11 protein-coding genes are annotated in these 12,023 nt (G+C 39.3%); 8 read left to right on the forward strand and 3 right to left on the reverse strand.

Annotated elements, in window-relative coordinates:
• Window positions 1-94: 94 nt before the first annotated feature.
• The 6 genes from ACEQ81_RS09430 (at window position 95) to ACEQ81_RS09455 (ending at window position 6,112) form a co-directional block, all read left to right on the forward strand.
• Window positions 95-1,390: a hypothetical protein gene (locus ACEQ81_RS09430; RefSeq protein ID WP_411030632.1), complete on the forward strand. Its 1,296-nt coding sequence runs from the start codon at window positions 95-97 to the stop codon at window positions 1,388-1,390.
• A gap of 10 nt (window positions 1,391-1,400) precedes the next feature.
• Complete coding sequence (locus tag ACEQ81_RS09435) at window positions 1,401-1,946, forward strand: hypothetical protein (protein ID WP_411030633.1); 546 nt, start codon at window positions 1,401-1,403, stop codon at window positions 1,944-1,946.
• 10 nt (window positions 1,947-1,956) lie between these two features.
• Window positions 1,957-2,571 (forward strand): hypothetical protein, encoded by a 615-nt coding sequence (locus tag ACEQ81_RS09440; RefSeq protein ID WP_411030634.1) that lies wholly within the window; start codon window positions 1,957-1,959, stop codon window positions 2,569-2,571.
• Between the two features lie 122 nt (window positions 2,572-2,693).
• A complete protein-coding gene (locus ACEQ81_RS09445; RefSeq protein WP_411030635.1) occupies window positions 2,694-3,314 on the forward strand; it encodes a hypothetical protein in 621 nt (206 codons plus the stop codon).
• A 265-nt stretch (window positions 3,315-3,579) separates the two neighbouring features.
• Window positions 3,580-4,143 (forward strand): hypothetical protein, encoded by a 564-nt coding sequence (locus ACEQ81_RS09450; RefSeq protein WP_411030636.1) that lies wholly within the window; start codon window positions 3,580-3,582, stop codon window positions 4,141-4,143.
• Window positions 4,144-4,345: 202 nt separating this feature from the next.
• Window positions 4,346-6,112 (forward strand): carboxypeptidase-like regulatory domain-containing protein, encoded by a 1,767-nt coding sequence (locus ACEQ81_RS09455; RefSeq protein WP_411030637.1) that lies wholly within the window; start codon window positions 4,346-4,348, stop codon window positions 6,110-6,112.
• 11 nt (window positions 6,113-6,123) lie between these two features.
• Here ACEQ81_RS09455 and ACEQ81_RS09460 read toward each other — a convergent pair whose 3' ends face one another.
• The 3 genes from ACEQ81_RS09460 to ACEQ81_RS09470 all read right to left on the reverse strand — a co-directional run bounded on the left by ACEQ81_RS09460 (window position 6,124) and on the right by ACEQ81_RS09470 (window position 10,745).
• Entirely contained in the window at window positions 6,124-8,295 is a 2,172-nt protein-coding gene (locus ACEQ81_RS09460; protein WP_411030638.1) for an endonuclease MutS2, read from the reverse strand.
• 84 nt (window positions 8,296-8,379) lie between these two features.
• Complete coding sequence (locus ACEQ81_RS09465; protein ID WP_411030639.1) at window positions 8,380-9,120, reverse strand: SDR family oxidoreductase; 741 nt, start codon at window positions 9,118-9,120, stop codon at window positions 8,380-8,382.
• A 125-nt stretch (window positions 9,121-9,245) separates the two neighbouring features.
• Window positions 9,246-10,745, reverse strand: a complete 1,500-nt coding sequence (locus ACEQ81_RS09470; RefSeq protein ID WP_411031040.1) for a YfcC family protein — start codon at window positions 10,743-10,745, stop codon at window positions 9,246-9,248.
• 82 nt (window positions 10,746-10,827) lie between these two features.
• Here ACEQ81_RS09470 and ung point away from each other — a divergent pair, with 82 nt between their 5' ends.
• Window positions 10,828-11,493 carry a uracil-DNA glycosylase gene (gene ung, locus ACEQ81_RS09475; RefSeq protein ID WP_411030640.1) on the forward strand — a complete coding sequence of 222 codons (666 nt, stop codon included), beginning with the start codon at window positions 10,828-10,830 and terminating at the stop codon, window positions 11,491-11,493.
• A gap of 83 nt (window positions 11,494-11,576) precedes the next feature.
• The gene (locus ACEQ81_RS09480; RefSeq protein ID WP_411030641.1) at window positions 11,577-12,014 is read left to right on the forward strand and encodes a response regulator; all 438 of its coding nucleotides are present in this window, start codon (window positions 11,577-11,579) and stop codon (window positions 12,012-12,014) included.
• Window positions 12,015-12,023 lie beyond the last annotated feature (9 nt).

Below are 12,023 nucleotides of genomic sequence, written 5' to 3' on the forward strand. Positions count from 1 at the left end.
TAAATTATAAAATAATACTACTAAAACTTAATATTATAAGTATAATAATTATATTTGATGACCCACTTATGCTAACTCAAATCTTAATTTTTACATGAAAAAATCCACATTTAAGGCAGCGTTCCTCGCTTTTCAATTCCTTTTTTTAGCCTGTACGCATGAAGATAATTTGCAATTGGAATCCGTTCCCGAAACCGATGGCATAAATGTGAGGGTAGAGCCAGTGACCTTAAACACCATACCGGAGATAACTACTGCCATTACTATAGCTAGCGGAAAAAAAGCACTGGCATGGTCTAGGGAGGAAAAAGGCGATTCCAAATTCTGGATAAATCCGGAAGATATCCTAAAGGCATTGGATAGTGCAGGGAACGCCAGTTACGCTTTGCAGATTAATGTGGACGACCCTTTGCCCAATGTTTTTTACAACCTTGTGGTAACGCAGCGCGAAGACGGCCAACCCATTGCGCCCTTTGTGGTAGAATACGTTTTTGAAACTGGGGATGTATTTACCTATGCCTTGGATGATGAAAAGGAGTTCGACGGACTTATATCTATTTATTCCTTAAGCGATTTTGCACCTATAGGCGGGTTAAATGCTAGGGCAGGGGATGCCCCACCTTGTTTTAAGGATATAAGTCCAAAGCGCTATACACGTTCCAATAACAGAAATACGGGCGGTAGTCGCGGTGGTAATGGTGGTGGATCCAGTTCTGTAGGCGCCCCTTCCAAGGGGCCTTCCATTAGTTATGGGCGTACCCATATTTCCATAAGTTATAGCCCTAGAAGCAAGGGTAGTGTAAGTGTGGGTGTTGGTCGTTTCCATATGCCCAAGAGAAAACCCACAAAATCTCACCAAAAAAATGGTAATTTAGAGGGGAGGGGAGAACCTAGCAATTGTCCGGAAGGGACGGTGGTTCTTCCGGTGAATCCTAAAAGAGAGATTCCTCCAAGTTGTAAGAGTTTTAATTATAGCCAAGGTATTAATAACACTCAAACAGCGGCAGTCAAAAACATTTCGTTTAAGGTGGCATATTATAACCAAACCACAGGTGATTATCGAACCTCAGAAGTTCTTTTTACCCAACCGATTTATTTTACAATACCCAGATATCATGCAACTGCAGGAAATTTGACCGGAGGTAGAGGTGCTGAATTAAGTGCCAAAGCACTTTTAAGTGCGCATAGTAGGGCAACCGCATATTTTCTAGCTACTCATGGTTCAAGTTCTCAAGTTCGATCTAAACTATGGGAGTATATCAGGGACGAGTTTAGAAATGGTTCTTACATCAACGGAGGAAGTGCCAGTTTTACCCCACCTGTAAGTACGTTTAACGGATCAGTAACCAATTATGTTACAACCACTTTTTTTACGGACAGATGTAATTAAAACTATTTAAATGAAAATATTTAAAAATATTCTTAATTCAGTCGCGTATTATTATTACCCGAAATTTTTGCATGAATCAGATGATTCCTATCAAAAGACGAGGGAATATGGAAATTATATATTGCTACACAATAATTGGAAGAATTTTAAGGGTGAGCTAAAACCTCTTATTGATGAGATAAAGAACGGTAGTATCGGACATTTAAGTTTGATATTTAATGGAACGCCTAACAACACTCCCTGTTATGAAATAGAACTATTATTGCAGTCTAATGCAGAATCAAAAAAGGTAATTGTTCTTTATCTAAGTATGTTTGTTCCATTCTACCATCTAGTTTTGTTGGAAAGGGAGGATTCAACAAATCAAATAGTTAGCTCTACGGATATTCCGAAAGACTTAGAAAAAAAAGTAGCTGAGGCTGTCAAAAAGACTCTTTGTTTCCAAAAATTCCCAGAGGATATATTACATTGCTCAATTCCTGATTTGGAAGTTTCCTCAGAATTTAACTATTTGACCGCATTTTTTACAGATTGGTACCGAATTGCCCATATATAGGTTGATTAATATGAAAACATATATTTTTATAATTGCGCTATTTGGAATATACACTATGAGATGTCAGGATATAAGCGGGAAATGGCTCCAAATAAAGAATGGAGACACACATTCAATACCAAATGTAGTTATTTTGGAATTTCAGGATGATACTATGGTACAATACGATTTTGATAAACCTATGTTCAGCCACCAATTTAGATTAGTGGACGGGGAACTCTTTGTAAATAATCATATTTGGGGTAAAGTTTCATTTATAAATAATCTAAGGTTCAGCTTATCGGCTAAAGCAAATAAAAAAATAAAAGAAACAGTTTTCAATATGGATTATGTGAGATTAATGCCCACCGATTTGCAGTTTAATAAAGATGAAATCGAAAAGCACTCTTATAATTTTAAATGGAATAATGAAGAAAAAATAATTTCTTTTAATAAAGACAAACCAATATATGATATGAACGAACATAGTATTCTGGAATCAGTTGGCTTCACTTTCTTCATTTCCATTTATAGAAATGGGATAAGAGAAATTGTTATTCCAATTAAAACCGCTACTTCCGCTGGTATGGAACTCTATGGGATGCCAGGTAAACCGTATTCTGTGATTGCTCCAATCAACAAATAGGACATTGAAGAAGCCGCTTCTAAAACTCCTCCTTTAGGTTGGAATGGGGAGGTTCAGGATTACGAAAGCAATGTAGGCTTGAGTACGCCAGATTGCTGATTATATTTAAACGTTAATTACGAATGAATAAAATTTATATATCATTTCTTTCAATTATCTTCCATTTCATGAGTTATGCACAAATAGACGAAAAGGTTTTGTTTTCAGATTTTGAAACAATAAGAAATGTTGATTTCAATAAGGTTACAGATTCGGATTACGACAATTGGGATATCGAATATAAAAGTGATTATTATTACCGCCCCAATGTGGCATCTCCGATTACTTTTTTAGATTATCCTGTTTTAGAGGCTTCTTTTTATTTAACAGAGAATAGGAAAGTAAGAAAAGTAAGTTTGTCAGTTTTTCTAAAAGATGCTGATATTTTTTATGGGGAGATGGTCAAAAACTACGGCTTGTATTCAACAGCCAGTATCTCAGAATTTTATATGAACCAATATGGTTTCAGGAAGCCAGGTGCATATAAGGAATTTGATGAGAACATATATAGTTCTATGCCAAATCCTTCACCTCTGGATTATAAGAACGTGAAAAGTATTACATGGAACAATGTTGGACAGGATAGTAACGGGAATGTAATCGTTATACAAATTTATAATTACCCTGAAGATGGTTATGACTTTTTCCACTCAAGTCGAAAATTACGAATCATAATATCAAGCGAAAATAACATAAGAGAGTAAGCTTAAAGTTAATCAAGTATAGATCAAAATATGATTTGAACCTTTATAACTGTACAAATTTTGCAAGAAATTTGGGGAATGTTGCTGGCATGAATATTCCAAGTGCTTGGGCGTCTATCCTGGTGGGGCAATTCCTGGAGGGCAAAACCCCGGAAAATTGGGAGAGGTACTGAGGGATATGACACCTAGAAATGGAATCGTAATTAACAAAAACGGTGGAAATGTGCCGCCGAAATCAAACAGATGTAACTAAGGTTAAAGTATCATGAAAAACATTTTGTTCTTATTGTTTCAAACTAGTTTTCTTTTTGTAAACACAAGTCTTTGGGCTCAAGAAAGCAAACCTTTGTGTCTGAGCCAAAACGAAAAGATCTATTACCAAAATATCAAGGCATTGGCCATGTATGCAGTTGAAACTGAAAAATCAGGAATAAGTAGGGATACCCTTTTTGAAAAATACATAGAATTTGACTATGTTCTTAACGATACGTTGATGACACGGAAACAGCAAAGACTGGCCTATTTTGATAATTTATTCGATATTTTCAGAAGAAAAATAGATTCCATGGGCATCGAAAATCTAGATGCAAAACCCCTTAGATTTTATCAAAATCATGATATATATAAACCTTTTAAAAAAGGATTATCTAAAAGCGAACCGCAAGTGCTTGTTTATTTCAAAAAGGAAAACCCTAAGAATCCTTTAGGGACACTTCTTTTTGATTTAAACATGAAGAAATTATTAGCCTGGATTTTTTTAAGACAAGGTGAAAATGAAGGATTCTATTTAACCTTTGACTTGTTGGGTAATGTTATACAGGAGAATTAGTGAATCATAATTTATCACATATCGTTTCTAGAAACTTTAGAGTACTCTATCTATTTTAGTGCTTTTTGAAGGCACTAAAAGACAGAACTTACATTTCTTAATACGTATTTGAACAAATTCTATGGTTCTTCAATGAGGTAGCTGATTTTAAAATAAATATTAATTATGGTTAACCCTAAAACCGAGTTTGTAAACTTAACCTATGCAACTTAAGAATACCATTGTTTTTGTAATTATGTGCCTAACCTTTACAGCAAACATCCGGGCGCAGCAAACCACCACCATAACAGGTAGGGTAACCGATGGGCAAGAACCCTTGCAAGGAGTAGGCATTTTGATACAAGGTACCTCCATTGGTACTGAGACAGACCATATGGGAAAATATACGATCTCTGCCCACCCCGGTGATGTTTTGGAATACAGACATGTAGGCATGCGATCGGTAGAGATTGTAGTGGAAGATGTTACCCGCATGCTCAATATCACTATGTATCCCCAGCTGCAGGAATTGGATGAAGTTGTGGTGCAACGACGAAAAAGACGTACTCCCGATGAATTGCGAAAAGATTACAACACCAACAAGAAAATAATTAAGACTTCTTTTGGTATTTTAGATAGTGAACGTGCCGGTTATGCCATACGGGTAGTTGATGGGGCCGAACTCAATGGGGCTGCGGTGGATCTTTTGACCGCAATACAAAACAAGTTTTCAGGACTGCAGATCAGAACATGGACCAACCCGCAAACAGGGATTGCGGAACGCACTATATTTACCGCTAGAACGGTATCGTTTAGAAATGCCAGACCTGCACTATTTGAGGTAGATGGTTCTATTTTTACTTCCGCACCTACTTTTTTGACCTTGGACAATATTGACCGTATTGCCGTAATTTCTGGGCTAGCCGGTACAAATAGATATGGTAGTCTGGGAGCGGGCGGCGTTGTAATCATCAATACCAATTTGGGCAATGTGGTTAGGGAACCGGGTACCGATAAACCCTACGACCAGGCAAAATTAAGAAATAACACTTTTAGGGACGGGGATGCCCAAACTTTTAGCCAAAGCGGAGCGCCCAATTATATGGTGACCCTTAAAAATGCAAAATCGGAAAAAGAGGCTTTAGCTGTTTATGAAAAACAACAACCGTTGCGTAGCGATGATCCCTATTACTTATTGGAAACATCCAAATACTTTTTAAAAACTTGGGGCAATAAAAGAAAATCCCACGCCATTGATAGTCTCATCAAAACCAAATTTGCCAAAAATGCGGTTATATTAAAGGCATTGGCGTATAAACAAGAAGAGTCGGGTAACTTAAAAGAGGCGATATCCATCTATAAAAATGTACTTAAACTAAGACCTCGGTATCCGCAGTCTTATAGAGATCTGGGGAATATACTGGTTGCCCATGGCAACTATGCCAAAGCACTTACCTTGTACAATAGATATATTAACTACCGCCAGTTAGATACTGTTTTGACGCTTGAAGTTGGAATAGATTCTATAATCAAAACAGAATTTGATAATCTAATTAATACAAAATCGGAAGCATTGGGTATTAAGAAAGTTGCTAAATCCAATACCGCCAAAAACCTGGGTACTCGTTTGGTATTTGAGTGGAACAACAGCGAAACCGAATTTGCATTGCAGTTTGTTAATCCGACCAATAATTATTTTAATTGGAACCATATGCTTGAGGAAAACAGGGAGCTGATTATGAAGGAAAAGAAGCAGGGATATTCCAGTGCCCAGTTTTGGATCGATGGAAATTTGAAAGGCAAATGGATGGTAAACCTTAACTATTTAGGTAACAAATCATATGACCCTTCTTATCTGAAGGTAACCGTCTACCATAACTACGGAACAAGCAATCAGACCCAAAAGAAGTATTTTTTTAGACTATCTCTCACCCACACAAATTTAAAGCTGTTCGAAATCGTAAATAATTCCGCGGTGGTATCAAATTAAATGGGTCAACTTCACTTCTTGGCCTCTACCAGTTCCAACTGCTCTAGCCCCACATTGGTGGTAAAGATGCCATAGTTTACAATGGCTTTATTTTTTTCCAAGCTGTCAATGCTACCCACGGCCTTACCATCTAGCATGCGCACGCGATCGCCAATTTTAAAAACGGGCCTTGGTTTATTTACAGCAGTTGTTTCGGCCCTTTTTTTAACCGTTTTTTTCTTTTGGCGAATTACTTTCACCTCCTTTAGCACCTCTTGTTCTACCTGGGCCTTTTTTTGCCGTTGTACTTTTACCTCTTTGGCGGTTTTCTTTTTTCGCTTACTGTTCTCGGTCTCCACAATCCGAAGCAGCACCGAGACCAAAGGCCGTTTTTTGTTATCCTGGAAGTATCTTTCCGCGGCGGTATTTACCTTGTTGCCCAAGTAGATCATTCGTTGGTTATGATCGTACAATTCCTGGTAATTTTCCAGCTTGGACTTCATTTTGGTATTTAAGGCTTCTAGTTTCATGGCCTCATCCCGGGCCTTGGATTCTTCTTCTTGCAGTCTATTGCCCGTTTGGGCCATTTTACTGCGTTCTTTTTGCATTTTGGCTATGGTGGCATCAAAACGTACTTTGCCGCCCTCTACCTTCTTCTTAGCCCTGTTTATAAGGCTGTATGGGATGCCATTTTTCTGTGCCACCTCAAAAGTGAAGGAGCTTCCCGCTTGGCCCAACACCAGTTGAAAGGTAGGTTCCAATGTTTTGCCATCAAAAAGCATATTGGCGTTTGTGGCATGGGGCAGTTCATTGGCCAGCAGTTTTAGATTGGCATAATGCGTAGTTATTACTCCGTATGCCTTACGCTCATAGAAAACTTCTAGAAAAATTTCGGCCAAGGCACCACCCAATTCAGGATCACTGCCCGTCCCAAATTCGTCGATCAGAAATAGCGTGTTGGCATTGCATTTTCTTAAAAAGCCGTTCATGTTCTTTAGGCGATAGCTATACGTGCTTAAATGGTTTTCTATAGATTGATTATCACCGATATCTGTTAGGATACGATCAAACAAGCACATTGTGCTGCGCGGATGAACGGGGATCAAAAGGCCGCTTTGTAGCATTACTTGCAGCAGCCCAATCGTTTTTAAGGTAATGCTTTTTCCACCCGCATTGGGTCCGGAAATAACTATAATCCTGTTTTCCGGATGAAGGGCGATCGTTTGTGGAAAAGTTTTTTCGTTGTTCCTTTTGTTATTTAAATAGAGTAGGGGGTGGTAGGCATCTTTTAAATGCATTTCCTTGCCCTCGCTTATAACCGGCATTATTGCATTTATCTCAGAGGCATATTTGGCCTTGGCGGCCGTAATATCCATATGCGCCAAAAAAATTTGGTAATCGGCAAGGAAGGGGGCAAATGGCCTAATTACGGCGGTCAATTCATTAAGAATACGCTGCACTTCCTCTTTCTCCTCAAATTCCAAATTGTTGAGTTCCCTATTGTGCCTTAGGGTGGCCTCGGGTTCTATGTACACAATACTCCCCGTTTTGGAAGCACCCATTACCGAACCCTTTATTTTTTTTCGGTACATGGCTTTTACCGCCAATACCCTGCGGTTATCTACAACGGATTCCCTTATTTCATCTAAAAAATCGGCTCCTTGGTATGTGGCAAGGGCCATCGCAAAACTTTTGTTGATACTGCCCTTTACCACATTCATCTGTTGGCGGATGGTCTTTAAACTGGCAGAGGCATTATCCTTTACTTCACCAAACTTGTCGATTACCGCGTCTATATGTGCCGGAATTTCCGTATTTGTCTCCACGGTTTCACTACTTTCAAAAAGCAAAGGGTAATATTCCTTAAATTTTTTGAAGAACTTTTTGTGAACAATCAGGGTTTTGCAGATATCTCCAATACGTTTAAAACCTGCAATTTCTAAAGTGGTATTTTCAACTTTCAGCAATTGTAACTCACCATCTATACCATCAAAACCGTGGTTCGGAATGCGGTTTTCATTTTCGTAGGACGATAAATACTCTGAGGTTTGGCCAAGATTATTAAGTATATCCTCCTTGGTTTTAAAAGGTGAGATTACGGCAGCCCTGGACTTTCCCATTTCCGTAACACAGCGCAGGGAGATCTGATGTAATACGGCAGGAAATTCTAGATCCTCTAAGGTTTTTTTGTTGATTTGGACCATTTTCTAAATATCGAAAGCAAAGGTAAGGATTGGCATTGAATCTTAAAATGACCAAAAAGGAATTCCATGCACTGTACTTTTGGGCTATTTTCCACCGGTAACATCAATAATGGCTCCAGAGGTGTACGAAGATTTTTCCGAAAGCAACCAAAGTATGGTCTGGGCAATTTCCTCTGGCATGCCAATACGCTGAAGTGGGACCGTGTTTTTAAGTGTTTTCAGTCGCTCCGGTGATTTGTGTATCGTGGTCTGTATATGGCCAGGTCTAATGGCATTGACCCTGATGTTTTCTTTACCCACTTCCTTGGCCAACCCTATTGTAAAGGTATCTATGGCTCCTTTGGTAGCAGCGTAATCCACATATTCCCCCGGGGAGCCGGTTCTGGACGCTATTGAGGAAATATTGACAATGCTTCCTCCCTTGCCGCCATTTTTTATTGACATACGTTTAATGGCTTCCCTGCAGCACAGGAGCGTGCCAAATACATTGATTGCAAAAACGTTTTGTAAGCGTGCTGCCGACATCTCTCGCAGCGTAGCTTTATGACCTAGAATGGCCGCATTATTTACCAAACCGGTTATTTCTCCTAACCGATCATCTATTTCTTGAAACAAATTTACAACATCGGTTTCCTGAGAGATATCTGCCTTAACCGCAATGCTATTACCACCGAGGGCAGCAATTTTTTCTTGGACCTGAAGAGCGGCCACTTTGTTTTCCTTATAATTTATACAGACTTTATATCCTTCCCTTGCCAAGGCAATAGCCGTAGCAGCACCTATTCCTTTGCTGGCACCGGTAACCAATACAATTCCTTTTGACATGTTTAGGTGTGCGTTAGTAGATCTTTATTGACCCAGATTATACCGTTTGGATTTATTCTTAAGCCATTACCAAGGTAGTTTATTTTACGCTATTTTCAATTGGTATGGATTTCATTTATATCGACTTACAAATAGACCGATACGGTAAGCGACACCATGGCCAAGGCACATAACATCAGTACCAAGGGAAGTACAAACTTTAACCACTTATCATAGCCTACATTTACGATGGCCAATGACGCCAATATAATACCGGTTGGATTGATGATCTTAAACAGACCTACGCCATATAGATATGCATTTACAACTAATTCCCTTCCTATACCCACGCCGTCCGCCAAGGGTGACATTACCGGCATGGTAAGTACCGCCATGCCCGAAGAAGAGGGGATAAAAAATGTAAGACCGCTGTAGATATACAACATAACATTTATAAACAGCCCCTTATGCATACCATCGGTAAGCGAACTAGAATAATAAAGCAAGGTATCGCTGATGAGTCCGTCATCCATAAGCACCGTTACCCCCCTTGCTATGCCAATAATAAAGGAAACTCCCAGTAGTGTATTGGCGCCTTCAATAAATTTTTCCACAAATAGGCGTTCGTTCATTCTTGTAATAAGGCCTATCAGAATGGCACCTATTAGGAAAACCGTTGTCATTTCCACAAACCACCAGTCCAATTGAGAGACCCCATAGATCATTACAACAAAGCAGAAGGAAAAAACCAACAAAACCAACCTTAACCTGGTGGTCAGTTTAGGTACGTTACCTTCCTGGGTAGTATTTACAAAAAGTTTTTGAATGTCTTCGAGCTGATCATGGATTACAGATCTCTTAGGGTCTTTCTTTACGCGTTGCGCATATCTAATAATGTACCATATGCAAATAATTAGTCCAACTACAAACATAATAAGCCGATCGTTTAACCCTACGGTCCAATTTATCCCGGCGGCATCGGAAGCAATAATGGTACTAAATGGGTTTGTGGTAGAGGCAAGGGTGCCTAAGGACGACCCAACATAGATGCTGGCAACAGCCACAATAGCATCGTATTTGGCTGCCAAAAAAATGGGGATTAAAATGGGGTAGAAGGCTATGGTTTCCTCCTCCAATCCAAAAGTAGTACCCCCAAGGGCCACCAAGGTGGTGACCATAATGATTAGCGTGTATTCTTTTCCCCTGAGTTTTACTGCCAGCCAGGCTATTCCGGCTTCAAAGGCCCCGGTAAAATTAACGATACCAATAAGTGCCCCTATTATAAGCACCAAAAGAATTATATCGGATGCTGCCAAAATACCTTTAATGGGAGATTCAAAAAGCGCCATCACTCCTTGAGGTCTTGGATCCAAATTTTTATAGGTACCGGGTATACTGATCGGTTTACCAATATCACCATTGGTAAATTTATCCAACCCAATCTTTATATTAAGACCGTCCAAGGTCTCTTGAGTTGCCGCTAAAGAAGTAGCTTCCCCTTCGGATGTTCGGATAAATGTGTTTGCGGTTTGGTCGTAGGAAAGTCGGTCATATTGACCGGCAGGAACAAGCCAGGTCAGTGCAGCTACCAAGCCTGCTATTAGAAAAAGTATGGTATGCGCGGTCGGGAATTTCGGTTTTTTAATTTTGATCATAATACTCAAATTGATACAAAGGTGCTGTAAGATATTATTATTTTTAGCTTTGTGTGATCATTAGCCGAATAAAATGGAAGTAAGCATACACGAAAGTTGGAAAGAGCAATTATCCGAAGAGTTCAACAAGCCATATTTCGCCAAGTTGGTGAATTTTGTGAAGACCGAGTACGGCTCAGGTACTTGTTACCCCAAGGGCAGCGATATTTTTGCGGCCTTTGACCATAGTCCTTTCCAAGAGACCAAAGTGGTCATCATCGGTCAAGATCCATATCATGGTCCCGGCCAAGCCAATGGTTTGTGTTTCTCGGTTAAGGATGGAATTGCCCATCCACCATCCTTAATAAACATTTTTAAGGAATTGGAGACAGATTTAGGGAAACCGTACCCCAAAAGTGGAAATTTGGAGTCGTGGGCAGATCAGGGTGTCCTATTGTTAAACGCTACCCTTACGGTTAGGGCACATCAGGCAGCAAGCCACCAAAACCAGGGTTGGGAATCGTTTACGGACGCAGTGATCAAAAAACTTTCGGATGAAAAAGAGGGACTTGTATTTTTACTCTGGGGAGGTTTCGCCAAAAAGAAAGTGGCCCTTATTGCAGCTAACAGGCATCATGTTCTAACGGCCGGGCACCCTTCACCCCTTAGTGCAAATCGCGGATATTGGTTTGGCAATAAACACTTTAGCAAGTGTAACCTATTGTTGGCACAACAAAATAACAAAACCATCGATTGGTAAAGATTTATTTAACGAAAAAACAGTTTTTAGTGTTAACAAAATAGAATAGCTTTATAAGGACTATTTAATATCTTGATGCACTCATGTTCGAATTGAACTCCATTTTATTGGTAGATGATGATGAAGCTTCGCATTTCATCAATAAAATTTTCATCAAGAAACTCGATTTAAAAGTAAAAGTTTATGAGGTGCTTAACGGAATGGAAGCATTGGATTTCCTGGACAAGGTAAGCACTTCGGTAAAAATGATCAATGCTTTTGCCCCTTGCCTTCTTGTTCTGGATATCTATATGCCCATAATGGATGGATGGCAGTTCTTGGACGCTTACCTGGAGAGATATCCTAAAGCAATACGCGATAAGATCATTATTATTATGATGACCTTGAGCGAGGATGATAGGGATATTATAAAGGCTAAAAACAATACTGTTATAAAGGAGTACATTCCCAAACCTTTAACCGATGAAAAGTTGGTGGAGATTATGGAAAAGTATTTTACGATGAACGATATACCCGAATAATATTTTCCG

Origin of the sequence: Spongiimicrobium sp. 3-5, assembly GCF_046557915.1 — a bacterium.
In the GTDB taxonomy this organism is placed as follows: Bacteria; Bacteroidota; Bacteroidia; order Flavobacteriales; family Flavobacteriaceae; genus JBHEBG01.

Coding starts and splice junctions, on each gene's coding strand:
- ACEQ81_RS09430 (WP_411030632.1), top strand. CDS start 95: ATGAAAAAATCCACATTTAAGGCAGCGTTCCTCGCTTTTCAATTCCTT.
- ACEQ81_RS09435 (WP_411030633.1), top strand. CDS start 1,401: ATGAAAATATTTAAAAATATTCTTAATTCAGTCGCGTATTATTATTAC.
- ACEQ81_RS09440 (WP_411030634.1), top strand. CDS start 1,957: ATGAAAACATATATTTTTATAATTGCGCTATTTGGAATATACACTATG.
- ACEQ81_RS09445 (WP_411030635.1), top strand. CDS start 2,694: ATGAATAAAATTTATATATCATTTCTTTCAATTATCTTCCATTTCATG.
- ACEQ81_RS09450 (WP_411030636.1), top strand. CDS start 3,580: ATGAAAAACATTTTGTTCTTATTGTTTCAAACTAGTTTTCTTTTTGTA.
- ACEQ81_RS09455 (WP_411030637.1), top strand. CDS start 4,346: ATGCAACTTAAGAATACCATTGTTTTTGTAATTATGTGCCTAACCTTT.
- ACEQ81_RS09460 (WP_411030638.1), bottom strand. CDS start 8,295: ATGGTCCAAATCAACAAAAAAACCTTAGAGGATCTAGAATTTCCTGCC.
- ACEQ81_RS09465 (WP_411030639.1), bottom strand. CDS start 9,120: ATGTCAAAAGGAATTGTATTGGTTACCGGTGCCAGCAAAGGAATAGGT.
- ung (WP_411030640.1), top strand. CDS start 10,828: ATGGAAGTAAGCATACACGAAAGTTGGAAAGAGCAATTATCCGAAGAG.
- ACEQ81_RS09480 (WP_411030641.1), top strand. CDS start 11,577: ATGTTCGAATTGAACTCCATTTTATTGGTAGATGATGATGAAGCTTCG.